The organism is Campylobacter lari subsp. lari (genome assembly GCF_013372185.1).
GTDB classification, from domain to species: Bacteria; Campylobacterota; Campylobacteria; order Campylobacterales; family Campylobacteraceae; genus Campylobacter_D; species Campylobacter_D lari.
The window spans coordinates 1201968-1227749 of record NZ_CP053830.1; the positions used below are offsets into that span (position 1 = coordinate 1201968).

Annotated in this window: 24 protein-coding genes, 1 tRNA gene and 1 other RNA gene; 20 read left to right on the top strand and 6 right to left on the bottom strand. The window is 30.2% G+C overall.

Annotation, left to right across the window (positions count from 1 at the left end; translation table 11 throughout):
* The 15 genes from pglB (at window position 1) to CLLT_RS06375 (ending at window position 14366) form a co-directional block, all read left to right on the top strand.
* Window positions 1–2139: an undecaprenyl-diphosphooligosaccharide--protein glycotransferase gene (gene pglB, locus CLLT_RS06305; protein ID WP_074692824.1), complete on the top strand. Its 2139-nt coding sequence runs from the start codon at window positions 1–3 to the stop codon at window positions 2137–2139.
* Window positions 2136–3263, top strand: a complete 1128-nt coding sequence (pglA, locus tag CLLT_RS06310; RefSeq protein ID WP_012661957.1) for a N,N'-diacetylbacillosaminyl-diphospho-undecaprenol alpha-1,3-N-acetylgalactosaminyltransferase — start codon at window positions 2136–2138, stop codon at window positions 3261–3263. Before pglB ends, pglA begins: the two co-directional genes overlap by 4 nt.
* A complete protein-coding gene (gene pglC / locus CLLT_RS06315; protein WP_012661958.1) occupies window positions 3256–3858 on the top strand; it encodes an undecaprenyl phosphate N,N'-diacetylbacillosamine 1-phosphate transferase in 603 nt (200 codons plus the stop codon). The genes pglA and pglC overlap by 8 nt, the downstream gene beginning before the upstream one ends.
* Window positions 3845–4438 (top strand): UDP-N-acetylbacillosamine N-acetyltransferase, encoded by a 594-nt coding sequence (pglD, locus tag CLLT_RS06320; RefSeq protein ID WP_041570298.1) that lies wholly within the window; start codon window positions 3845–3847, stop codon window positions 4436–4438. Before pglC ends, pglD begins: the two co-directional genes overlap by 14 nt.
* On the top strand, window positions 4438–5598 hold the full coding sequence (pglE, locus tag CLLT_RS06325; protein WP_074692826.1) for a UDP-N-acetylbacillosamine transaminase: 1161 nt from the start codon (window positions 4438–4440) through the stop codon (window positions 5596–5598). Before pglD ends, pglE begins: the two co-directional genes overlap by 1 nt.
* Before the next feature lies 1 nt (window position 5599).
* A complete protein-coding gene (gene pglF / locus CLLT_RS06330) occupies window positions 5600–7363 on the top strand; it encodes a UDP-N-acetylglucosamine 4,6-dehydratase (configuration-retaining) (RefSeq protein WP_074692827.1) in 1764 nt (587 codons plus the stop codon).
* A gap of 113 nt (window positions 7364–7476) precedes the next feature.
* Window positions 7477–7854 carry a chemotaxis response regulator CheY gene (locus CLLT_RS06335; RefSeq protein ID WP_039619063.1) on the top strand — a complete coding sequence of 126 codons (378 nt, stop codon included), beginning with the start codon at window positions 7477–7479 and terminating at the stop codon, window positions 7852–7854.
* A gap of 12 nt (window positions 7855–7866) precedes the next feature.
* A complete protein-coding gene (locus tag CLLT_RS06340; protein ID WP_074692830.1) occupies window positions 7867–8703 on the top strand; it encodes a 50S ribosomal protein L11 methyltransferase in 837 nt (278 codons plus the stop codon).
* The gene (gene ftsH / locus CLLT_RS06345) at window positions 8703–10625 is read left to right on the top strand and encodes an ATP-dependent zinc metalloprotease FtsH (protein ID WP_074692832.1); all 1923 of its coding nucleotides are present in this window, start codon (window positions 8703–8705) and stop codon (window positions 10623–10625) included. The genes CLLT_RS06340 and ftsH overlap by 1 nt, the downstream gene beginning before the upstream one ends.
* A complete protein-coding gene (locus CLLT_RS06350) occupies window positions 10625–11242 on the top strand; it encodes a phosphatidylserine decarboxylase (RefSeq protein WP_074692834.1) in 618 nt (205 codons plus the stop codon). The genes ftsH and CLLT_RS06350 overlap by 1 nt, the downstream gene beginning before the upstream one ends.
* Entirely contained in the window at window positions 11239–11949 is a 711-nt protein-coding gene (pssA, locus tag CLLT_RS06355; RefSeq protein WP_074692835.1) for a CDP-diacylglycerol--serine O-phosphatidyltransferase, read from the top strand. Before CLLT_RS06350 ends, pssA begins: the two co-directional genes overlap by 4 nt.
* Window positions 11950–12012: 63 nt before the next feature.
* A complete protein-coding gene (locus CLLT_RS06360) occupies window positions 12013–12567 on the top strand; it encodes a hypothetical protein (protein WP_074692837.1) in 555 nt (184 codons plus the stop codon).
* A 47-nt stretch (window positions 12568–12614) separates the two neighbouring features.
* Window positions 12615–12704, top strand: a tRNA-Ser gene (locus CLLT_RS06365).
* A gap of 14 nt (window positions 12705–12718) precedes the next feature.
* Complete coding sequence (locus CLLT_RS06370; RefSeq protein WP_074692838.1) at window positions 12719–14185, top strand: Y-family DNA polymerase; 1467 nt, start codon at window positions 12719–12721, stop codon at window positions 14183–14185.
* A complete protein-coding gene (locus CLLT_RS06375) occupies window positions 14178–14366 on the top strand; it encodes a hypothetical protein (protein ID WP_012661969.1) in 189 nt (62 codons plus the stop codon). The genes CLLT_RS06370 and CLLT_RS06375 overlap by 8 nt, the downstream gene beginning before the upstream one ends.
* 3 nt (window positions 14367–14369) lie before the next feature.
* On the opposite strand, the gene ciaB is transcribed toward CLLT_RS06375, so the two are convergent.
* Window positions 14370–16205 (bottom strand): invasion protein CiaB, encoded by a 1836-nt coding sequence (gene ciaB, locus CLLT_RS06380; protein WP_074692840.1) that lies wholly within the window; start codon window positions 16203–16205, stop codon window positions 14370–14372.
* Window positions 16206–16269: 64 nt separating this feature from the next.
* Between ciaB and CLLT_RS06385 the strand changes: the two genes are divergently transcribed.
* Together CLLT_RS06385 and CLLT_RS06390 are read left to right on the top strand one after the other, a co-directional pair.
* Entirely contained in the window at window positions 16270–16674 is a 405-nt protein-coding gene (locus CLLT_RS06385) for an acyl-CoA thioesterase (RefSeq protein ID WP_012661971.1), read from the top strand.
* Between the two features lie 64 nt (window positions 16675–16738).
* Window positions 16739–17668 carry a ribose-phosphate pyrophosphokinase gene (locus CLLT_RS06390; protein WP_074692841.1) on the top strand — a complete coding sequence of 310 codons (930 nt, stop codon included), beginning with the start codon at window positions 16739–16741 and terminating at the stop codon, window positions 17666–17668.
* 151 nt (window positions 17669–17819) lie between these two features.
* On the opposite strand, the gene ssrA is transcribed toward CLLT_RS06390, so the two are convergent.
* Window positions 17820–18178, bottom strand: a transfer-messenger RNA (tmRNA) gene (gene ssrA, locus CLLT_RS06395).
* A gap of 1 nt (window position 18179) precedes the next feature.
* Window positions 18180–18590: a histidine phosphotransferase gene (locus CLLT_RS06400; protein WP_074692843.1), complete on the bottom strand. Its 411-nt coding sequence runs from the start codon at window positions 18588–18590 to the stop codon at window positions 18180–18182.
* Window positions 18591–18677: 87 nt separating this feature from the next.
* Between CLLT_RS06400 and ruvB the strand changes: the two genes are divergently transcribed.
* Complete coding sequence (gene ruvB / locus CLLT_RS06405; protein WP_012661975.1) at window positions 18678–19688, top strand: Holliday junction branch migration DNA helicase RuvB; 1011 nt, start codon at window positions 18678–18680, stop codon at window positions 19686–19688.
* On the top strand, window positions 19678–20721 hold the full coding sequence (locus tag CLLT_RS06410; protein ID WP_074692845.1) for an AI-2E family transporter: 1044 nt from the start codon (window positions 19678–19680) through the stop codon (window positions 20719–20721). The genes ruvB and CLLT_RS06410 overlap by 11 nt, the downstream gene beginning before the upstream one ends.
* Window positions 20722–20727: 6 nt before the next feature.
* Here the strand turns inward: CLLT_RS06410 and CLLT_RS06415 are convergent, their stop codons facing one another.
* A complete protein-coding gene (locus CLLT_RS06415) occupies window positions 20728–22029 on the bottom strand; it encodes an MFS transporter (protein ID WP_074692846.1) in 1302 nt (433 codons plus the stop codon).
* 76 nt (window positions 22030–22105) lie between these two features.
* On the opposite strand from CLLT_RS06415, the gene rdgB reads away from it, so the two are divergent.
* Window positions 22106–22723, top strand: coding sequence for an RdgB/HAM1 family non-canonical purine NTP pyrophosphatase (gene rdgB / locus CLLT_RS06420; protein ID WP_074692848.1), 618 nt, complete (start codon window positions 22106–22108; stop codon window positions 22721–22723).
* Window positions 22724–22747: 24 nt separating this feature from the next.
* Here the strand turns inward: rdgB and CLLT_RS06425 are convergent, their stop codons facing one another.
* Both CLLT_RS06425 and CLLT_RS06430 read right to left on the bottom strand, forming a co-directional pair.
* Window positions 22748–25213: an efflux RND transporter permease subunit gene (locus CLLT_RS06425; protein ID WP_074692849.1), complete on the bottom strand. Its 2466-nt coding sequence runs from the start codon at window positions 25211–25213 to the stop codon at window positions 22748–22750.
* Window positions 25213–25782 carry a Tgt2/MlaC family protein gene (locus CLLT_RS06430; RefSeq protein ID WP_070257238.1) on the bottom strand — a complete coding sequence of 190 codons (570 nt, stop codon included), beginning with the start codon at window positions 25780–25782 and terminating at the stop codon, window positions 25213–25215. Before CLLT_RS06430 ends, CLLT_RS06425 begins: the two co-directional genes overlap by 1 nt.

A 25782-nucleotide genomic window follows, 5' to 3' on the forward strand; every position in this document is an offset into this window, starting at 1 on the left:
ATGAAACTACAACAAAATTTCACGGATAATAATTCTATAAAATATACCTGTATTTTAATCCTTATAGCCTTTGCTTTTAGTATTTTATGTAGGTTATACTGGGTAGCTTGGGCAAGTGAGTTTTATGAGTTTTTCTTTAATGATCAACTTATGATTACTACTAATGATGGCTATGCTTTTGCAGAAGGTGCAAGGGATATGATAGCAGGTTTTCATCAGCCTAATGACTTATCTTATTTTGGAAGCTCACTTTCTACTTTGACTTATTGGCTTTATAGTATTTTACCTTTTAGCTTTGAAAGTATTATAGTTTATATGAGTACTTTTTTTGCTTCTTTGATTGTTGTGCCTATTATATTAATCGCTAGAGAATATAAATTCACTACCTATGGCTTTATAGCAGCCTTACTTGGAAGCATTGCAAATAGTTATTATAACCGTACTATGAGTGGGTATTATGATACAGATATGCTAGTGTTAGTTTTACCAATGCTTATTTTACTTACTTTTATACGCTTAACTATTAATAAAGACATTTTCACCCTACTTTTAAGTCCGGTTTTTATCATGATTTATTTGTGGTGGTATCCATCAAGTTATTCTTTAAATTTTGCTATGATAGGACTTTTTGGTCTTTATACTTTAATATTTCATAGAAAAGAAAAGATTTTTTATCTAGCTATTGCTTTAATGATCATAGCTTTAAGTATGCTAGCATGGCAATATAAACTTGCTTTGATTGTATTATTATTTGCTATTTTTGCTTTTAAAGAAGAAAAAATTAATTTTTATATGATTTGGGCTTTGATTTTTATTAGCATTTCGATTTTACATTTAAGTGGTGGCTTAGATCCTGTTTTATATCAACTTAAATTTTATGTTTTCAAAGCTTCTGATGTACAAAATTTAAAAGATGCTGCCTTTATATATTTTAATGTCAATGAAACCATTATGGAAGTAAATACTATCGATCCTGAAGTATTTATGCAAAGAATTAGCTCTAGTGTTTTAGTATTTATCCTTTCTTTTATGGGTTTTATCTTACTTTGTAAAGATCACAAAAGCATGCTTTTAGCTCTACCTATGCTTGCGCTAGGGTTTATGGCTTTAAGAGCTGGACTTAGATTTACTATTTATGCAGTTCCTGTGATGGCTTTGGGTTTTGGATATTTTGTATATACTTTTTTTAATTTTTTAGAAAAAAAACAAATCAAACTTAGTCTAAGAAATAAAAATATCTTACTCATACTCATTACATTTTTTAGTATAAGTCCTGCCCTAATGCATATTTATTATTATAAATCATCAACCGTTTTTACTTCTTATGAAGCTAGTATTTTAAATGATTTAAAAAATAAAACTCAAAGAGAAGATTATGTCGTTGCTTGGTGGGATTATGGTTATCCAATACGCTATTATAGCGATGTAAAAACCTTAATCGATGGTGGAAAACACCTAGGAAAAGATAATTTTTTCTCATCTTTTGTCTTAAGCAAAGAACAAATTCCAGCAGCCAATATGGCAAGACTTAGCGTAGAATACACTGAAAAATCTTTCAAAGAAAACTATCCTGATGTTTTAAAAGCTATGGTTAAAGATTATAATAAAACAAGTGCTAAAGATTTTTTAGAAAGTTTAAATGATAAAGATTTTAAATTTGATACCAATAAAACTAGAGATGTATACATTTATATGCCTTATAGAATGTTGCGTATCATGCCTGTGGTGGCACAATTTGCAAATACAAATCCTGATAATGGAGAGCAAGAAAAAAGTTTATTTTTCTCCCAAGCTAATGCCATAGCTCAAGATAAAACCACAGGTTCTGTTATGCTTGATAATGGAGTAGAAATTATTAATGATTTTAGAGCCTTAAAAGTAGAAGGTGCAAGCATACCTTTAAAAGCTTTTGTGGATATAGAATCCATTACTAATGGCAAATTTTATTACAATGAAATTGATTCAAAAGCTCAAATTTATTTGCTCTTTTTAAGAGAATATAAAAGCTTTGTGATTTTAGATGAAAGTCTTTATAATAGTTCTTATATACAAATGTTTTTGTTAAATCAATACGATCAAGATTTATTTGAACAAATTACTAATGATACAAGAGCAAAAATTTATAGGCTAAAAAGATGAAAATAGGAATTTTAACCCATAGTGCAATGAGTGTGTATTATTTTCGTCTTGCACTCATTAGGGCTTTAGAAAAAAATAATCATGAAGTTATTATCATCACTCCAAAAGATGATTTTGCCATTAAACTACAAGAGTTAGGATATAAGGTTTGCTTTTATGATTTAGCCAGATCAAGCGTTAGCCCTTTAGTCGTTTTTAAAAATCTTCTTAGTTTAAAAAATACGCTCAAAAGTTTAAATTTAGACCTTTTACAAGCTAGCGCACATAAGAGTAATACAACAGGCATCATAGCAGCTAAAATGGCGGGCATTAAATATACTTTTGGTTTGGTTGAGGGTTTGGGAAGTTTTTATATAGATGATGATTTTAAAAGTAAATTAGTAAGAATGAGTATAAATTTACTTTATAAAATCTCTTTTAAACTTGCTAATGGCTTTATTTTTGTCAACGAAAGCAATGCTTTATTTATGAAAAATTTAGGCTTAAAAGAAGAAAAAATCAAAATCATTAAATCAGTTGGAGTAAATTTAAAACAATTTTTACCTTTAAAAATTAGCACAGAGGTAAGACAAGCTTTTTTAAATGAGTTTAATATGCCTAACAAACCCATAATTTTAATGGTATCAAGAGCCTTATGGCATAAAGGTATTAAAGAATTTTACGAAGCTGCTTTAATCTTAAAAGATAAGGCCAATTTTGTTTTAGTTGGTGGAGCTGATGATAATAAATCATGTGCTTCACTTGAGTATTTAAATTCAGGTGATGTTTTTTATTTGGGCGCTAGAAAAGATATAGCAAGATTGTTAAATTTATGCGATATTTTTGTCTTGCCAAGCTATAAAGAAGGCTATCCAAGAACGATTTTAGAAGCACAAGCTTGTAAAAAAGCTTGTGTGGTAAGTGATGCTGAGGGTTGCATTGAAGCAGTGGATAATGCCATAGATGGTTTAATTTGTAAAAGCAAAGATAGTAAGGATTTAGCCGAAAAAATTGCTATTTTATTAGAAGATGAAAAATTTAAAAACACTTTAGCACAAAATGCTTTTCTTAGGGCGCAAAATTATGATGAGGATATCATAGCTTTGAAATATCTTGACTTTTATAGGGGTTTTGTGAATGTATAAAAACGGTTTAAAGCGTGTTTTTGACTTTTTTTTGGCTTTGATTTTATTGATTATTTTTTTACCATTTATAGTGTTTATTGGCATTGTTTTAAAAATTGTTCAAGGAAGTGTGCTTTTTAAACAAGCAAGGCCAGGATTAAATGAAAAAATTTTTTATATTTATAAATTTAAAACTATGAGCGATGAAAAAGATGAAAATGGGGAATTGCTTCCTGATGAATTACGCTTAAAGCCTTTTGGTAAATTAATTAGAAGTTTAAGTTTAGATGAATTGCCGCAACTTTTTAATGTATTAAAAGGCGATATGAGTTTTATAGGCCCAAGGCCTTTGCTTGTAGAGTATTTACCCTTATATAGCCAAGAGCAAAAAAAACGCCACGAAGTAAGACCGGGCATTACAGGATGGGCACAAATTAATGGACGCAATGCTATTTCTTGGGAGCAAAAATTTAAATATGATGTAGAATATGTGCAAAATTGCTCATTTTCATTTGATCTTAAAATCTTTTTTATGACGATTATTAAAGTTTTAAAAAGAAGCGGGGTTAATAAAGAAGGTGTTGCAACAACGGATAAATTCAATGGACACAACTAAAAGTATTTATATATACGGCACAGGTGGGCATGGTTTAGTTTGTGCTGATGTAGCTAGAAATTTAGGATATGAAAAAATCATTTTTTTAGATGATAATAAAGGTTTAAAATATCATCCTGATTTAGAAAAATATGATGTTTTTATCGCTATTGGTGCAAATTCTATTAGAGAAAAACTTTTTAAAAAAATCAAAAATGATGGATTTAAATTAGTAAATTTGATACATAAAAGTGCTATTATTAGTCCAAGTGCATCTTTAGAAGATGAGGGAATTTTAATCATGCCAAATGTAGTAATTAATGCTAAAGCTAGCATTAAAAAAGGCGTGATTTTAAATACTGCTTGTGTAATTGAGCATGAGTGTTTTGTAGATGAGTTTAGCCATGTTAGTGTTGGAGCTAAATTAACAGGCAATGTTAAAATAGGCAAACGCTGTTTTTTAGGGGTTAATTCAAGCATAATTCCTTGTATAAATTTATGTGATGATGTAGTTTTAGGTGCTGGCGGGGTTATAACAAAAAATATATCCTCAAAAGGCATATATGCTGGAGTTCCTGCAAAAAAAATCAAGGAGGTTTAATGAGATTTTTTTTATCAGCACCGCATATGAGCGGAAAAGAATTAGAATACATACACAAAGCTTTTGAAAGTAATTACATAGCACCTTTGGGTGAGTTTGTAAATGCTTTAGAACAAAGTATAAAAGATTACACAAAAAGCTCTAATGCACTTGCGCTAAATGCAGCTACTGCAGCCATTCATCTAGCTTTAAGAGTTTTAGGTATTAAAGAAGGTGATGTGGTATTAGCTTCAAGTTTTACTTTTATAGCTTCAGTTGCACCAATTTCTTATATGAATGCTACGCCTGTTTTTATTGATTGTGATGAAACTTATAATTTAGATGTAAATTTATTAAAAAAAGCTATCAAAGAAAGCCCTAAAAAGCCTAAAGCTTTAATCCTTACTCATCTTTATGGCAATGCTTCTAAAATGGATGAGATTGTCCAAATTTGCAAAGAAAATGAAATTTATTTAATTGAAGATGCAGCAGAAGCGTTGGGAAGTTTTTATAAAAACAAAGCTTTAGGCACTTTTGGAGATTTTGGAGTGTATTCATTTAATGGCAATAAAATCATCACTACAGGTGGTGGTGGAATGCTTGTGAGCGAAAATCATGCTAATCTTGAAAAAGCAAGATTTTATAGCACTCAAGCTAGAGAAAATTGCCTTCATTATGAGCATAAAGAATATGGCTATAATTATAGAATGAGCAATATCTTAGGTGCAATCGGCACTGCTCAAATGGAGGTTTTAGATCAAAGAGTAGAAAAAAAGCGTCAAATTTATGATTGGTATAAAGAGTTTTTAAGTAAAAGTTTTACCTTTTTAGATGAGCTTGAAAATACCAAGTCAAATCGCTGGTTAAGCACTGCTTTGCTTGATTTTACGCCAAATAAATTAAACACTTATGAAAAACATTGTATTTGTGAAAATAAAAATGTTCAAATTCAAGATAAAATTTTAAAAATAATCCAAACATTAAAAGATAATAAAATCGAAAGTCGTCCTCTTTGGAAACCTATGCATTTACAAGAACTTTACAAAGGATGTGATGCATATTTAAATGGCAATAGTGAGTTTTTCTTTAGCAATGGAATTTGTCTTCCAAGCGCAACTACTATGAGTAAAGCTGATGTAGAGGAAGTTTCTACTTTAATCTTAAACACCTTAAAGGACTAAGATGGATTATAAAAGCAAACGCTTAGGTTTTTTCCTAGGCGCTGATATATTACTTTTTGTTATAAGTATTTATTTGTCTTTTTCTTTACGCTTTAGTGCGGACATCCCGAGTGAATTTTATGAGGGGATGTTTAAAAGTGCTGTGGTATTAATAGCATTAAAAATAATTTTTTTAGCTATTTTTAGAATTTATCAAGTTGCTTGGAGATTTTTCTCACTTAATGAAGCGCGTAAACTAGTCATTGCTTTAGCTTTAGCTGAACTTGTATTTTTAGCAATTTATTATTTTTATGATGATTTTTTTAATCCTTTTCCAAGAAGTGTTATAGGAATAGACTTTGTTTTATCTTGCATGCTCATTGGAAGTTTGCGTATAAGCAAAAGAATGGTGGTTGATTTTAGAAAGCCAAAATACAATGAAGAACATCCTTGTATAGTAGTTGGCGCTACTTCAAAGGCTTTGCATTTATTAAAAGGTGCTAAAGAAGGGAGTTTAGGGCTTTTTCCTGTGGCCGTAGTAGATGAGCGTAAAAATTTAATAGGTACTTATTGTGATAAATTTATCGTTGAAGAAAAAGAAGCTATTAAAAAATACACTCAAGAGGGAATTCATACAGCTATTATCGCTTTAAAACTTGAGCAAGAAGAACTTAAAAAACTTTTTGATGAGCTTATTTCTTATGGAATTAACGATATTAAGCTTTTTTCTTTCACACAAAATGAGGCAAGAGATATCAGCATTGAAGATTTACTTGCTAGGAAACCAAAAGATTTAGATAATGCTTGTGTGATTGATTTTATCAAAGATAAAGTTGTTTTAGTAAGTGGGGCTGGTGGAACCATAGGAAGTGAGCTTTGCAAACAATGCATTAAATTTGGTGCAAAACATTTAATTATGCTTGATCATAGCGAATATAATCTTTATAAAATTAGCGAAGATTTAAATCAACACAAAGAAAAAATCGAAGCTATTATGATGAGTATTTTAGATAAAGAAGCACTAGAAAAATTATTAAGTTCTAAAAAAATTGATTTAATCTTACACGCAGCAGCTTATAAACATGTGCCTTTATGCGAGCAAAATCCACATTCAGCTATTTTAAACAATATCATAGGTACTAAAAATTTAATCGATCTTGCAAAAACTTACAAGGTTGCTAAATTTGTTATGATAAGCACTGATAAAGCTGTAAGACCAACTAATATCATGGGTTGTACAAAAAGAATTTGCGAGCTTTATGCACTAAGTTCAAGTTGTGAAAATTTTGAAGTAGCTTGTGTACGCTTTGGTAATGTTTTAGGCTCAAGTGGAAGTGTTATACCTAAATTTAAAGCTCAAATTGCTGCTAATGAGCCTTTGACACTAACCCACCCTGATATAGTGCGTTATTTTATGCTTGTAGATGAGGCTGTTCAACTTGTATTGCAAGCTGCGGCTATTGCAAAAGGTGGAGAATTATTTGTACTTGATATGGGCGAACCTGTTAAAATCATGGATTTAGCTAAAAAAATGCTTTTACTTTCTAATAAAAAATTAGAAATTAAAATCACAGGACTTAGAAAAGGTGAAAAATTATACGAAGAACTTTTAATTCACGAAGATGATTTAAAAACTCAATATGAAAGTATATTTGTTACCACTAGTGAAATTAAAGATTTAAAAATTTTAAATCAAGAAATAGAAAAATTACTCCAAAGCACCGATCCTGCAAAAGTTTTAAAGGAAATTGTGCCTGAGTTTAATCATAATAAAAATGGAGAGTGATTAAATTCTAATTTTATTTTTAAATGGTATAATATAAACTTTTAATTGATTAATAAAAATAAAAACGATACAATTACACTTTTATGTAATTACATCAAGACAAAGGAAAAAAAGTGAAATTATTAGTAGTTGATGATAGTTCTACCATGAGAAGAATAATCAAAAACACTCTTGTAAGATTAGGTCATAAAGATGTTTTAGAAGCTGAACATGGAGTTGAAGCTTGGGATTTGCTTTCACAAAATGATGACATAAAAATTTTAATTACCGACTGGAATATGCCTGAAATGAATGGCTTGGAATTAGTAAAAAAAGTAAGGGCAGAAGAAAAATACGCCGATATGCCTATTATCATGGTAACTACAGAAGGTGGTAAGGCAGAAGTTATTACAGCTTTAAAAGCAGGTGTAAATAACTATATCGTAAAACCTTTTACACCTCAAGTATTAAAAGAAAAACTTGAAGATGTTTTAGGAACAAACGAAGGCTAATTATAAGTTTTTATGCAAACACATTATTACGAACTTTTTTTTCAAACAGACAAGGAATATTTAGATTTATTCCTTGATCTTATTTTTTCTCTAGATATAGACGCCATAGAAGAAAAAAACGATGGCATTTATATACGATCAGAAGAAGATATAGAACTCATTCAAATAGCCTTACAAAATTTTCATCAAAAATTATGTGAAAAATTTAACACTAATATTTATTTTCATTCTACTTTAGAAAAAAAAGAAAATAAAAACTGGATAGAAGAGTATAAAAAAGGTATACAAGCTTTAACTATTGACAATATCCACATTCATACCACTTGGCAAGAAGCCATACAAGATAAAATCAATATCATTATAGATCCTGCCCTAGCTTTTGGCTCAGGACATCATGAAAGCACTTATACTTGTATAGAATTTTTACAAAAATACACAGATGATTCCAAATTTTGTTTAGATGTAGGCTGCGGAAGTGGGATTTTAAGTATCATCATGGCAAAGCTTGGAGCTAAAGTGCAAGCTTGCGATACAGATGAGCTAGCCATAGTTGCAAGCAAGGAAAATGCAAAATTAAATCAAGTTAACTTTGATGATATTTGGGTAGGTTCTATTAATAAAAGCTTACATAAATATGATATAGTTGTGGCAAATATCATTGCTGATATTTTAATCATACTAGAAAAAGATCTTAAAGAAAAAACCAAAGAAGGTGGAATTTTAATCTTATCTGGTATTTTAAACAAATACAAAGAAAGAATTAAAGATAAATTCAAAGATTTAACTTTGTTAGAATGCAAACACAAAGGAGAGTGGTTGAGTTTAGCTTACAAAAAGGAAACAAAATAATGAATAAAAAACCAAACGAACCAAAAGATAATCCAAACAATAATAGCTTTTTCAACAAAAATCCTATTTTTATTTTCGCTATTTTTGCCATTGTGATGATTCTTTTATTTAAAGGATTTTCAGATGATGGTAGTATGGGTATTATGGGCGGAGAAAACACCAAAAAAGTTACTTATTCTGAATTAAAAACTTTAATTGAAAACAATCAAATTGCCCAAGTTAATATAGGCCAAACCACCATAAAAGCTGTATCTAAAGCAGGAAATATGGTATATATTACTAAAAAAGTTCCAAATGATGCTACTTTTGTACCTTTGCTTGATTCAAAAGGCGTTTCTTATGGAGCTTTTAATGAGAGCAATTGGTTTATAGACATCTTGCTTTCTTGGGTTTTACCGGTATTTATTTTCTTTGGTATATGGATGTTTTTAGCCTCTCGTATGCAAAAAAATATGGGTGGATCCATACTTGGCATAGGAAGTTCTAAAAAGCTTGTAAATTCAGAAAAACCAAAAGTTAAATTCAATGATGTTGCAGGTGTTGAAGAGGCTAAAGAAGAAGTTAAAGAGATTGTTGATTTTCTAAAATATCCTGAAAGATATATAAGCTTGGGTGCTAAAATTCCAAAAGGACTTTTACTTGTAGGCCCTCCAGGTACGGGTAAAACTTTGCTTGCAAAAGCAGTAGCAGGTGAAGCTGATGTGCCTTTTTTTAGTGTTTCAGGATCATCTTTTATAGAAATGTTTGTGGGTGTTGGAGCTAGCAGGGTTAGAGATTTATTTGAAAATGCCAAAAAAGAAGCTCCAGCTATAGTTTTTATAGATGAAATTGATGCCATTGGTAAATCTCGTGCTGCAAGTGGTATGATGGGTGGAAACGATGAAAGAGAACAAACTTTAAATCAACTTTTAGCAGAAATGGATGGCTTTGGGACTGAAAGCTCTCCTGTTATAGTTTTAGCAGCTACAAATCGTCCTGAAGTTTTAGATGCAGCCTTGCTTAGACCAGGTCGTTTTGATAGACAAGTTTTAGTTGATAAGCCTGATTTTAAAGGAAGATGTGATATTTTAAAAGTTCATATGAAAGATGTTAAAATTTCACCTGAAGTAAAAGTTGAAGATATAGCAAGATTGACAGCAGGACTTGCGGGTGCTGATTTGGCAAATATTATAAATGAAGCAGCTTTACTTGCAGGTAGGGATTCTAAAAAACATGTAGAACAAAAAGACTTAGTTGAAGCAGTAGAAAGAGCTATAGCAGGACTTGAGAAAAAATCACGCAGGATAAATGATAAAGAGAAAAAAATCGTAACTTATCATGAGTGCGGCCATGCTTTAATCGCTGAAACTACAAAAGGTGCTAAAAAAGTAAGTAAAGTTTCTGTTATACCAAGGGGTTTGGCTGCTTTAGGATATACGTTAAATACACCTGAAGAAAATAAATTTTTAATGCAAAAACATGAACTTTTAGCTGAAGTTGATGTACTTTTGGGTGGGCGTGCGGCTGAAGAAATTTTCATAAAAGAAATTTCAACTGGCGCAAGTAATGACCTTGAACGTGCAACAGATATTATAAAAGCAATGATTTCTATGTATGGTATGAGTGATATAGCTGGACTTATGGTGCTAGAAAAACAAAGAAATACTTTTTTAAGTGGTGGACAAACTATCAAAGATTATTCTGATAAAATGGCTCAAGATTTAGATGAGTATGTGAAGAAAACCTTAGATGAACGCTACGCAGGTGTAAAAGAAATTTTAAAAACTTACAGCGGTGCTATAGAAGTAATGGTACAAGCACTTTATGAAGAAGAAACTATTGATGGTACTAAAGTAAGAGAGATTATTAAAAACTATGAAGAAGAAAACAATCTTCCAACACGTTTAGAAGAAAAAGAGCAAGAAGTTACTAAGGATAACTAATGAAAACAAATTTTATTGCAAAGGCTGGCTGGAATTTACTCATAGTTCTAGCTTTAGTTTTTGCAATAGCTCAATTTATATGGGGATTTTCTTGGTTTTTATGGTGTATTTTTATACTTTTTGCTTGCCTTTTTAGAACTAGTAAGATCGATTATATAGCAGATCCAAGTACTATCATAGCCCCCATAGAAGGAAAAATAAAATGCATTAAAACAAGCTCATATAAAGAACTTGGTGAATGCATAGAAGTACAAATTATAAATAATATCGTTCATCAAGGCAATATCATAGCCCCGCTTGATATGGATATAGAAGAAACTAGACCAAGACACGGACTTTTTTTATGTCCATTTATGAAAAATACAAATTTAATGGGTGAAAGAATGCTATTTTTAGCACGTTCTAAAGGTAAACAATGGGCATTGCGCATCATTTTTGGTGCTTTAAACAGAAAAGCTCATATTGATGATTTTGGTCATCATTTAAACCATGGACAAAATATAGGTTTTATGTTTGATGGTAGTGTGAGTTTATTGCTTCCAAAAGATACAAGAATTTGTGTAAATGAAAATGACAAAGTGCGCATTGGCGCATTAATAGGATATTTAAATCCATGAATTTTAAACTAATTTATATTTTACCTAATCTTTTTACAGCTGCTTCTATATTTTTAGGCATTATTTCAGTGATTGCTTCTATTAATCAAAATTTTGATAAAGCATTAATTTATATCATTTTATCATTAATTTGTGATGGCTTAGATGGACGCGTTGCAAGAGCTACTAATTCTACTTCTAAATTTGGAGTTGAATTTGACTCGCTAGCAGATTTAATAGCCTTTGGTGTTGCACCTGCTATGCTTTTTTATATGAGTATAGGTTATGAATATGGACGTTTTGGTTCATTGATAGCTGGTTTATTTGTAGTTTTTGGCGCCATACGCTTAGCAAGATTTAATGTCACCACAGGTACTTATGAACCTTCAGTTTTTATAGGACTTCCTATACCAACAGCTGCAGTTGTAAGTGCTTTATGGGTAAGTGCTTATTTGTATTATGATTTTTTGCGTGATTTTTCTTTGATGGTAGTATGTATTCAAATGCTTTTAGCTTTTTTAATGGTAAGCAATATAAGATATCCAAGTTTTAAAAAAATCGATTTAAAACGGGCAAATGTTTTAAAGGTGTTAATCCTTTTGGTAATCTTATTTTCCATGCTTTATTTGTATTTTTTAGAAAGTGCATTAATCGTTGCAAGTTTATATGTGCTTTATGGAATCATACGAAGCTTTTTTACTCTAGCTCGTAAATTTAAAAAAGATTAAAAATTTTATTTTCACTTCACCCTTTAATAATACACTTCTCATTATTTTCAAAAAGGAGTAAAAATGAATAAAAGCAAATTATTCAGACAAATTCACATTTACATTAGCTTGTTTTTCTTGCCGCTAGCATTTTTATATGCTATTACTGGTTTTGCTTATATAGCTGGTTTTGACGGGGAGAGTGGAGCCAAAGTTCAAACTCAAAAAATCCAAGCTATTATCCAAGAAGGCGCTGAAGCTGAATTTTTAATTGATTTTTTAAAGAAAAATAACTTAAAACTTCCTTCATCTTTAGAACCAAAACTTAACAAAAAAGGTGATGGTATAGAGCTTGGCACTATAAACTATACCGCAAGTATTGTCAAAATAGATGAAAATAATTATAAAATCATCACAAGAGAAAGAAGTTTGCTTGGAAATATGATTTTGCTTCATAAAGACAAAGGTATGTGGTATTTTTCTGTACTTGGATTAGCTTTTGCACTTGCCATGATAATCCTTTATATTTCAGGACTTTTAATCACTTTAATAGCTATACGCAAAGACAGAGGTAAACAAATCGCAGTTTTAGGTGCTGGTTTTGCTATAACTTTAATCATAGCTTATTTCAGTGTATAAATTTAAGGTATATCTTATAAAGTTTAAGATATACTTTCAACTTTTAAGGACAGATGGGTGAGTGGCTGAAACCACACCCCTGCTAAGGGTGCAGATCTTAACGGGTCTCGAGGGTTCAAATCCCTCTCTGTCCGCCACTTTTGGTTATTTTATGCAAAATTATCTTTATGCTTCTATAGATTTAAAATCATTTTATGCTTCAGTTGAGTGTATTTTAAGAAATTTAGATCCTTTAACAACAAATCTTATTGTAGCAGATAAAGAAAGAACAGATAAAACTATAATATTAGCAATTTCTCCTGCATTAAAAACTTATAATATACCTAGTAGATTAAGACTTTTTGAATTTAAACAAAAAATACACTTGCTAAATAAAGAAAGATTAAAACAAAACAAAAAGCACATTTTTAAAGCTAAAAGTTTTAACATTAATGAGCTTAATAAAGATATAAATTTAGAAATTGATTATATCATCGCCAAACCATCAATGGCTACTTATATAGAATTTAGCGCCAAAATATATAGCATTTATTTAAAACATTTTGATCCAAAAGATATACATGTGTATTCTATTGATGAAGTTTTTATAGATCTTAGCTCATATCTTGATAAATACAAGCTTTCAGCTTATGAATTACTAACTAAAGTTTTGCTTGATATCTTACATACATGCAAAATCATCGCAACAGCTGGCATAGGAACAAATTTATATCTAGCAAAAATTGCCATGGATATACTAGCTAAAAGACAAAAAATAGATGAAAATGGCTTATTAATAGCATTTTTAGATGAGAAATTATATAAATATAAAATGTGGGCACACAAGCCATTAAAAGATTTTTGGCGTATTGGTAAAGGTATTGCCTTAAAGCTTGAGAATTTAAACATTTATACTATGGGAGATCTTGCAAGATTTTCTTTAAACAATGAAGCTTTGCTTTATAAACATTTTGGAATTAACGCTGAACTTTTAATAGATCATGCATGGGGCATTGAAACTTGCACGATGAAAGACATTAAAAATTACAAATCACAAAATCACTCTAAAATCATGGCTAAAGTTTTACCCTTTGCGTATGATCATAATCAAGCAGTAAAAGTTTTAAAAGAATTAATCGATCATTTAACACTTGAATTAATCAAGCACAATCTTAAAACAAATCACATCACACTAGATATACAATATGATAAAAGTAATTTAGAAAATTTAAATTCTTACAAAGGCTTTATCATCAAAGATGATTATGGAAGAAATATACCAAAAAATGCACATGCAAGTATAAATTTAGAAAATTACACTAATTCTTTAAAACTCATAAATAAAAAAAGTTTAGAGCTTTTTTATAAAATCATTGATAAAAATTTAAGTATTAGAAAAATAAGCTTAAGTTTAAATAACATCACCGCAAATGCACAAGAAAATTTTCAAGAATTAAATTTATTTAGTGATTTAAATGAAATTTTACAAGAACAACATCAACTTGCAAAAGAAGAAAAATTGCAAAAAGCAAGACTTCAAATTATGCATAAATTTGGCAAAAATGCTATTTTAAAAGCTTCAAGTTTAGACAATGAAACAAAAGGAATTTCTTCTTTAATAGGAGGACATAATGCATGAAAAATATGAAGATATTATAAATTTAAAATATCAAAAATCAAAAAATTTTCCACCAATGCCAAGAGAAAAAAGAGCAGCTCAATTTGCTCCATTTTCAGTATTAAATGGCTTTCAACAAGCCCTTAAAAAAGTCCAAAAAGACATGGAAAAAAGGCTTGAAAAAAGCAATTATGAAAAATAATTTTTAAATTTGATTGCTGTATTTTTCAAATTCTCCACTCTCATCAATATCATTGCCATATAATTGATAAAGTTCATAATAATACTTCACAAATTCTTTACAATCATCATCACTAGGTAAAAACACCCCATCTTCTAAAATGCAAAATTCATCTAAATAAATTTTTGCATCTTCTTTTAACATATAATGTCTTGCTAACTTATAGTAATTTTGCATAAACACAGCTTTAAAGGCTTCATAAGCTTCCTCATCAAATTTAATGTTTAATTTCCCATTTGCAAAAGATAACACCCCTGATTTAAACAACAATGATAAATGAATCAAACCTTCTGTATAATAAGGCTTAACCTCCTCTACTCTTTGCCAAGCAATCAATCCTATAGCCCTTTTAATAAGCTCATAAAACACAGGAAGTTTTAAATCATCTTCTTCATGCAAGAAAAAATTTACAAGCCCGCCTGCAGTGGCTTTAAACTCTTCTATATTTTTAAACACCCCGCTTTCATTCATTTTTTTCTCACTATCATTTGCCACAAAGAAAATATGCCCAAATTCATGTCCTATAGTAGAAACTTCATATATTCTTTTCCATAATTTTTCATTGTAAAATAAAATTTCCCTACCATAATCTAAAAATTCTTTTTCAAACACCATAGATGAAAGCTTCATGAAAGGTTTAGTTTTAGCATTTTCATAAACATAATTTAAAAATGCAAAAATCTTTTTACCAGCGATATTACTTACATATTCATCATTTGGAACGACTTGAGCTGAAAAAAGTCCCTTAAGCTCTGCTCCATAAAAAATCATAGGCATGCAAATATAAAGTTGGGTTTTATCTAAATTAAAATTTACCTCTTCGAAAAGTTTTTCATCTTTTTCTTCTAAATTTTCATAAATCATAGAAAAACTTTCTTTGATATTTTGCTTAAAAATATCAGCATCAAAATCACTCACATCTTCTAAGCGTATATCCCACTCAAGCGCTACTGCATGCGTATAAGAATCCTCATAATATTCTAGTGGATGTCCTATTTGTAAAGGTGATTTTACTTCCATCCATGCAAGTTCAGCCTCTTGCCATTTTTTAATCACCTCATCGTTATTTTTCTCACAAAATGCAAATTTTAATTTTTCTATGTAATTTATATAAGCATTTTTTTCATCATCGCATGTGCAATTTCTTAATTTTTCTAATAATTTATCAAACTCATATTCAAGTTTTAAAACTTCATTTTCAAAGGCTCTTGCATAAGGTAAAAATTTCCAAATAGTCCCTATTTTCACTAAAGCCCCATAGCTTCTTTCACAAATTTGTCCATCTTGGTTAAGTTGGTAAAGCTCATTTTGTTTTAAAAATTCCAAAGCATCGCTTAGATTTGGAAATTGTTCTTTTAAAATTTTATTATTAGTATCTAAAATTTGCTTACTCCAAACAAGATCAAAAGCATTCATAACAACACCTATATTATGCACACCTTGAACCAAATTTAAGTAAAACTCATCTAATAAATTTTTACTTTTAATTTCATCAATTAAATCTTGATGTTCTACTTCATAAAAGGCTCTTACTAAAGAATGAACTTTGTATTTAATTTTTGTGATTTCTTCTTCGTTTAAACCCTTTTTTTCAAGCTCTTGGACTAAATTTTCTTCTTTTAAATCTACCAAGCGTCGCAAAAGAGCTAAAACATTGCTTTTTTCATTGTCAAGTTCAGCTAATTCTAAAGCTCTATCTATCAAAGGATGGTTTTGATTGGTTTGAAGTATATTATAAAGACTATTGATATTTTGTTTCCTATTTTTCACAATTTTTGCTATTTGCTTAAAATCATTCATTTTTTACCTTTCTTTATTTTTAAAACTTAATTATAATGTTTTTTTTAAAACACAAGGAGAATGTATGAAAGATATGGGAGAACCTAAGCTAAGAGTTATAGCTATGCCAAGCAATACAAACCCCGCTGGTAATATCTTTGGTGGTTGGATCATGTCACAAATTGATCTAGCTGGAGCCATTGCAGCAAGAGAACTTTCCCCACAAAGAGTTGTCACGGTTGCGGTAGATAAAATCATTTTTAAAGAACCAATTTTCGTGGGTGATTTGGTATCTTGCTATGCAAAAATAATCAAAGCAGGCAATACTTCTATCACCGTAGCAGTAGAAGTAGTTACTCAAAGAGCTAATGAATATGGCCGTGTGTATTGTATGCATGTAACTTCAGCTGTAGTAACTTATGTAAGCGTAGATAAAGATGGAAATAAATTTCCTATTGATGCGGATTTAAAAAGATTACATGGCTTTTAATATGTTTTATTGTATTTTCAAAAAAAATTTTATATCATCACAAAAAATTTTCTAAGGCTTATATATGCGTGGATATAAAATATTTTCTGGTTCAGCAAATGAGGAATTTGCTAAAAAAATCTCAAAATACCTTTCATTACCTCTAAGTAATGCTGGAGTAAAGCGTTTTAGCGATGGTGAAATTAGCATTCAAATAGATGAAAGCGTGCGTGGTAAAGATGTGTTTATTATACAAAGTACTTGCGCACCAACAAATGATAATCTAATGGAACTTTTAATCATGACTGATGCACTGCGTCGCTCAAGTGCAAGCTCTATCACAGCTATCATCCCTTATTTTGGCTATGCTAGACAAGATAGAAAGGCAAGCCCTAGGGTGCCAATTACTGCAAAATTAGTAGCAAATCTCATAGAATCAGCAGGAGTAGATAGAGTAGCCACTATAGACTTACATGCTGGACAAATTCAAGGATTTTTTGATATACCTGTGGATAATCTTTATGGAAGTATTATCTTTAATGATTATATCAAAAATAAAAACTATAAAAATCCTATCATTGCAAGTCCTGATATAGGCGGTATAGCAAGAGCTAGAAGCGTAGCAAAAGCTTTGGGGCTTGATATAGTTATAGTAGATAAAAGACGCGAAAAAGCTAATGAAAGCGAAGTGATGAATGTCATCGGTGATGTAAAAGATAAAGAAGTGATTTTAGTAGATGATATCATCGATACAGCAGGGACTATAGTCAAAGCTGCTGAAGTATTTAAAAACAAAGGCGCAAAGTCAGTTATAGCTTGTTGTACTCATGCTGTACTTAGTGGTGTAGCTTATGAGAGGATAGCTAAAGACTCACTTGATGAGTTAGTAGTAACTGATACCATACCTTTAAAACAACAAATGGACAAAATCAAAGTCCTAAGTGTAGCACCTATTTTTGGCGAGGTGATACGCAGAGTTTATCATAATGAAAGTGTAAATTCTTTATTTGTATAAATTCTTTGCAAGGATAGCCTTGCAAAGAAAATCCAAACTCCTAATAACTCTATAATTTATATTAATGATAACAAAATATATTAAGAATTTATAAGCATAAATATTTTTAAACTTTTTTGTAATTTATCTTGTTGTTGATATAAAATGATATTGGTGGAGACGAGGGGAATTGAACCCCTGTCCAAAAATAAAACAACCACGGCATCTACATGCTTAGCAAAGGTGAAAAATTCATCTAGCCAAACTCACCTTCCAAAATTTCAAGCTAGACTAAGACTTTAATTTCAATTAAAATTTGTCAAATTTCAATCTACACTATCAAAAATGACCAAATTCTAAGCTAGATAGTATCACTTAAAATTCAGGCTCAACTGAACTTACGCAGCTTTAGCGTAAGCAGGAGCGAATTTAACGTTGTTTGCGTTTAATTTTAATTTGAGCTTTTTACGCTTTGCTCAAAGCGACATGCCACCAAGGCCACTCTACTCCTGTCGAAGCCAAGTCGTCCCCGTTATTTAGAAATTCTATCCGGTACATTAGCAATTTGAGGATTAAATACGCTTAAAAAAGCTGCGTTTTTTTCATAATCAGCACAATATCTATCAAGCTGCTCAGCAACCAAAAACATCCAATCAACAAATTCATCACTCGCTGGGCCATTAAATTTCAATGCCTCGTTTGCAACTTCTTCACAAAAGGTGCAAAAATTGACTATTTCATCTAAATTTAATCTTTTAGCAGCCCATACGACATTATGAATATTTTGCTCTAGATCTTTTAAGGCTTCTTTGTATTTTTGACTATCACTGCTAAGTTTTACGATCAAAGGTTCTAAAACATCACAAAGACTTCTAAAAAAATACAAAAAACGCTCGATTTCTTCAAGCTCATAATCTAACTCTAATTGCTCTAAAATTCCCATGAAAACTTCTATAATATAAGTTTAAATGTTTATTTTAGCAAATTTTAGATAAAATTAAAATTTTATGAATTTAATTTTGGAAAAATGATGGATAGAATCGTAGAGATTGAAAAATTTTCCCCAGATGAAACCTATGAAACTAGCCTTAGACCTTCAAATTTTGATGGCTATATAGGACAAGAAAATATCAAAAAAAATTTAGAAATTTTTATAAAAGCTGCTAAGAAAAGAAATGAATGCTTAGATCATATCCTTTTTAGTGGCCCTGCAGGGCTTGGAAAAACTACTTTAGCAAATATCATTTCTTATGAAATGAATGCAAATATCAAAACTACCGCTGCACCCATGATAGAAAAAAGCGGAGATTTAGCTGCGATTTTAACCAACCTTAGCGAGGGAGATATTTTATTTATCGATGAAATTCATCGCTTAAGCCCTGCTATAGAAGAAGTGCTCTACCCTGCTATGGAAGATTTTAGACTTGATATCATCATAGGTAGTGGCCCTGCTGCACAAACTATAAAAATTGACTTACCAAAATTTACTCTAATAGGCGCTACAACAAGAGCTGGAATGCTTAGTAATCCTTTACGCGATCGTTTTGGTATGCAATTTCGCTTAGAATTTTATAAAAATGAAGAATTAGCCATCATTTTAGAAAAAGCTGCTCTAAAGCTTAATAAAACATGCGAAAAAAACGCAGCTTTGGAGATAGCCAAACGCAGTCGCTCTACTCCAAGGATTGCTTTAAGATTGCTTAAGCGTGTAAGAGACTTTGCTGATGTTAATGATGAGGAAATCATTAGTGAAAAAAGAGCTAAAGAAGCACTTGATTCTTTAGGGGTAAATGAGCTTGGCTTTGATGCGATGGATTTAAGGTATTTAGAGCTTTTAACAGAAGCTAAAAGAAAGCCTATAGGACTTTCTAGTATAGCAGCAGCATTAAGCGAGGATGAAAATACCATAGAAGATGTTATAGAACCATATTTACTAGCAAATGGTTATATAGAAAGAACAGCCAAAGGTCGTATTGCAAGCTTAAAAAGCTTTGATGTTTTAAAATTAAAATACAACAAGGGTTTATTTGATGAAAAGTAGTAATTTTTTCTTAATTAGTTTTATTTTATTTATTTTATTTTGGGTACTTTTTTTATTCAAGCCTTTTTTGATGAATATAGCCATAGCCAGTTTAATGGCTGTTTCTACTTCTAATGTGAATGTGAAATTTTTAAGTATTTTCAAGGGTAAAAAAGTCATAGCAGCAGCAGCTACCACTGCTTTTATGCTAGCTTTATTTTTTATACCTTTTGTATATGCTATTATAGAACTTGCAAAAGCAGCTAGCGGTTTTAATATAAGTTATATTCACAATACCATAGAATATTTTAAAAATTATTCTTTGCACCTACCTGAATCTTTAAGCTTTATAGAGCCCAAAATCAAAGAAGCATTAGCAAGTATTGATTTAAATTCTATCTCTAAAGATGTTTTAACCTATCTTTCAAGCGCGACTAAATTTGGGACTAAATTTCTAACTGATATGGTGTTAATTTGTGTGTTTTATTTCTTTGCTAATCTTTATGGAGCCCAACTTATTGGCTATATCAAAACCATAGTACCTATGAAAAAAGAAGAAACTCAAGGCATTTTAAGCGAAGTGAGTAATGTAATGTCTGTTGTGTTTTATTCTATGGTGTTAAATGCTATTTTACAAGGGGTGCTTTTTGCTATCATTACTAAATTTTATGGTTATGATGCGATTTTAATGGGGATATTATTTTGCTTTAGTTCTTTAATCCCTGTTGTAGGCGGGGCATTAATTTATGTGCCTGTTTCTTTATATGAATTTGCCAATAACAATCTAAGCGGTGCTTTAGTAATTTTCATTTATAGCGTGGTAATGATATCTTTTATCGCAGATACTTTAGTAAAACCCTATATCATTAAATGGATCAATGAAAAACTTGTTCAAATTCCAACACAAATTAACGAACTTTTAATTTTCTTTGCGATGATAGCAGGAATTTCAAGTTTTGGTTTTTGGGGTATTATCCTTGGACCTGCTATTTTAACTTTCTTTATTTCTACTTTAAAATTATATGTGATTTTAAAAGAAAAACATTTTGTATAAAGGCGATTATTTTTCAATAATCGCTAAAATTTCTTCTTCGCTTGTGAGTTTTTTATTGTATTTAATCACTAAAAATTTAGAGTTTTTATACACATCTAAAACTCCATTTATGCCTTTAATATTATTTAAACCATGCTTTGTTTCTAAAGATAAATAGACATTTTTAAAATCCGCTGGACTTTGTAAAAACAAAAGTAAAACAAACCAAATTACAGACAAAATAACCAAAATAAAAGCAAGAGTAACTAAGCTAAAATGATGTAAAAAATATCCTCCTACAACACCACCTAAAAAGCTTCCAAAATAGCCAAAAGCATTAAATACACCCAAAGCTGCACCTTTTTCATTTACCTTAGCAAATTTACTCGCACAACTTTGCATAATAGGCTCATGCAAATTAAATCCTATAAAAAACACTACAACGCCTACCATAAACACTAAAGCATTATGCGAAAAAGCAAATATAATATAAGCTATGATAAAAAATGCCACACCTAAAAGCAATATCTCTTTGCTTAAGCCTCTTTTTTCTCCTAAAGATCCTGATAAACCCATAGCTAAAAACCCAAGCACCATAGAGCTAACATAAACATGCCATAAATTTTCACTTGGATAATTAAACTCATGTACTAAAACCAAAGGAATACTTAAAAATGCAATACTCATAAGCATTTTTTGCATACAATTAGTAAGATTCATCAAAGCTAAGTTTTTTTCTTTTAAAAGCTTTTTTAATGGGGTTTTAGTATTTTCATGCACTATTGTATGCTCTTTTGGCACAACACTAAATAAAAGCACGATACAAATTAAACTTAAAATGGCACTTAAATCAAACAAACTTGAAAGTCCAAATTTAGCACTCATTAAAGGAGAAAGCACCAAAGAAGCTGCAAAAGAAAGTCCTATAAATGAACCCATGATAGCCATAGCCTTACCACGATTTTCTTCATTGATAAAATCACTTATCATAGCAGTAGCTACTGCTCCTATGGCCCCTGCTCCTTGTAAAAGCCTTCCAAACATCATCGTATAAATATCATCAGCATATGAACATACCAAAGAACCTATAATAAACACTACAAGTCCTATTAGCATAGTTTTTTTACGCCCTATTTTATCTGAAATGATTCCAAAAGGAACTTGCAATGCCATTTGAGTTAGAGCATACACACCCACTAAAAGCCCTACTAAAAACTCATTGGCTCCTTTTAAATTTAAAGCATATAAACTTAAAACTGGTAAAACTATAAACAATCCAAAAAATCTAGTTCCTACAATAAAAGACAAAGGTAAAACGGTTTTTAACATCTTTTCTCCTTATAAAGGATAATTTTACTATGATTTTGATAAACTTTTTTTAAAGTCAAAACAAAAAGAGTAATTTATGAAGAAAAAATTAAAAATCATTCTAGCAACTTCTAATGCACACAAAGTAGAAGAAATTAAAAAAATTTTAACTTCTTATGAAATTTATGCCTTAAATGAAATCATCACTCCTTTTGAAATCATCGAAGATGGCACAAGTTTTAAAGAAAATGCTTTGATAAAATCTAAAGCCATTTTTAATGCTTTAGGCAAAAAGCAAGATGAATTTATCACCTTAAGTGATGATAGCGGTATAAGCGTAGAGGCTTTAGATAATGCACCAGGGATTTTTTCTGCAAGATACTCTCAAGAAGGCACTGATGAGGCCAATAGAAACAAGCTCATTCAAGCTTTGCATGAAAAAAATCTACATCAAAGCAAAGCTTTTTACACTGCAGCCATAGCCATAAGCTCAAAATATGGACATTTTAGCACGCATGGATATATGCATGGCCTTGCTATTGATACTCCAAGGGGTAATAATGGCTTTGGATATGATCCTTTATTTATCCCGAAAGGTTTTGATAAAACCTTAGGTGAATTAGATGAGCAAGTAAAATTAAAAATTTCACACCGCTCTCAAGCACTAATGTTTGCTACTTACATCTTAAGAGCATTAGAAAAAATGGAGTGTTAATGAAACAATTTATAAAATATATGCTTATTGCTTTTGGGCTTTATGTGGTTTGGATGTTGCTTTATTATAATTTTGCTTAAGATAATGATAGCTTAAAATAAAACTTGGCAATAAAAAAAGCGAACCCAATAAAAGCAAACTCATAGCCAAAACCGTAAGCAAGCCAAAATAAATCGTTGGGATAAAATTACTACTAATCATCACTAAAAAGCCTAAGATAATCGTAACGCTAGTATAATAAATCGCACTTCCTATACCCATATGCGAAGCTTTTATAGCTTCTTCTAAACTTTTATGTTTTAATTCTTCTTTAAAACGATGAATATAATGAATCGTATCATCAACCCCTATTCCTATACAAATAGCAGCTATGGTAATACTCATAATATCAAGTGGTATATTAAAAACACCCATTAAGCCAAATATTAAAGCTAAAGGTATGAGATTGGCCAAAATCGCCACAAAAGCATAAATAAAACTTCTAAAAATCACCACAAACAAAGCAAAAATCACAAGCACCACAAAGGCCAAAGTATCAAATTGTGATGAAAAAAGACTTTGAAGCATATTATTATACAAAGGCATAATACCACTGATTTTAACCTCTACATTGTCATTTTGCAAAAGCTCATTTAAGTCTTTCTCAAGCTGTTTTAAAAAAGCATCGCGTCTTAAATTTGGATCACTATCTAGCATACGCACGCTAAATCGCAACTCATTGTTTTCTACACTAACAAAAGGGGTTAAGACTTGCTTTTTAAAATTCTCATCTAAATTTTCATATAAAAACGCTAGAGCAAAATCATCTAAAGCCTTGCCATCATTAATGCTTTTTCCAAGCTCTAGCAAACTTTGCAAGCTAAGCACAGAGCCTACATATTTTTGCTTACTTAAAAACTCATGAACCTTAGCAGCTATTCTTGTTTTTTCACTGCTAAAAAAATACCTATCATCTTTGGCTAAATCATCAAATTCTTGTTCAAATTCATCTAAACTTTCATTTTGTTTTGAATCTTGCTTAAATTTGACAATCACATCTAAAGGCATAGTTCCACCTAGCTCTTTATCTATAACTAGCAAGCCTTGTTTAATCCTAGAACTATCTTTAAAATAACTCACAAAGCTATTTTCTACTTTGATTTGTAAAATTCCATATAAAGCAAAAGCCACACAAAATAAACTTATACCATAGATAATTTTTCTATGTTTTAAACTTGCATTTGCACAAAAACTTAAAAATTTCAACGAATTTTGATTTAGCTCTTTAAAATTTAGACGCGGCATTAATACTAAAATACTCGCAAAATAAATATAAGCTAAAATCAAACTCACACTAATGCCAAGACTCATCATAATACCAAGTTTGATAATAGGCTCAATATCTGAAAAAACAAAACTTAAAAACCCAACAACTGTAGTTAAAATAGCATAAAAACTAGGACTTGCTTTATCAAGTAAGGTTGAGAGTAAAAGCTTATAAACACTAGCTTTTGGGTGTTTGTGACAATTTTCTATAAAATGTACGATCAAATGTATCACAACAGAAACAGTGATAATAAGTACCAAAGCTACATAGTTTGAAGACACTACGGTAATATCAAAGCCCAAAAGTGCGAAAATCCCGCTTGAAGTAAAAAGCGAAATCACGCAAATTCCCAAAGCCAAAAACACTAAGCGCAAAGAGCCAAAAAACCACCAAAGTGCTATAAATAAAAGTCCTATTAAGCTAAGACCATAAATTTTTAAATCACTTTTTACATAATTAATCATATCATTAGCAATCATTTCTACACCGCCAAGATGCAAAAAGTCTCCATTTTGACTATACTTAGATACTATTTTAGTAATTTCTTCTAATCTTTTTGCACTAAATTCCCTTGAGCTTTCTTGATGTTTTTTAATCAAGGCTCTAAAATGCTCTTTTTCATTTTCATTTTGCGCATTATCCCTTGAATTAATCAAATCATTATAAACAAGATCAGGCGCTAGATAAATCAAAATTCCCGTTGTTTTTCCATCTTTTGAGATGATATTATTTTTATAAAAGGGTTGGTTTGAAATTTCTTTTTTAGCTAGATTAATATCCACATCTTGATTAAAAATATTAGGTATATTTTGGATAAGCTCTTTTAGCTCTTTATCTTTAGAACTTGCAAGTAAAGGCGCATTAGCGATAGAAAACACCTTTTGCACACCCTTGATTTTTTCCAAATCGAAAGTTAAGCTTTTTATAATTTCTAAATTTTCTTTAGTAAAAATATCTTTATTTTTAGGGGCAAAAGCAAGCATTAAAAAATTATCATTGCCATAGCGTGCTGAAACTTCTCTATATAGTTTCAAACCCTCATCATGCTCTAAAAGCAAGCTTTCAGCACTTGCATCAACACTTAAATTTTTAGCAAAAAAACTAAAAAATATGCAAAAGATTAAAGTAATCCCCAAAGTTAGCTTTGGGAAATTAAGAAAGATTTTTAAAATTTTACTTAGCATTATTTAGAAAAATCAACGCTAGAAAGCTTTTCAAGTAAGGTTTTAAAATCTCCATTTTGCAAGACATCTTTAAATTGCGAGCGATAAGTTTGTATGATGCTTATACCAAAAATATCTACATCATAAATTTGCCAATCATTATTTTTATCATAAAATTTAAAAATTACAAAATTTTCTTTACCATCTACTATCATAGAAGTTTTCAAAAAAGCTCTTTTATTTTTTTCTTCTAAATTAATCACTTTTAATTTTTGAGAATCATACAAAGCAAGCTTATCTGTGAAGCTTTTTTTAAGGTTTTTTTCAAAAGCTTTATTAAATTCATTTTTTTCATTTTCATTCAATCTTTCATATCTTGTAGAAAGACTAAGTTTAGCCATAAGTTCATAATCAAAAACACCATCAAATAAAACAAAAATTTCTTGCGCTGCTTTAGCTTTGTTATTTTTATTTTGATCTAAAATTTTTAAACTCTCATCAATTTTTTCTTGCATAGTTTTAGAAATATCTTGCAAATTTAAAGCAAATGCAAATACTACACTACAAAGCAAAACTATGATTTTTTTCAT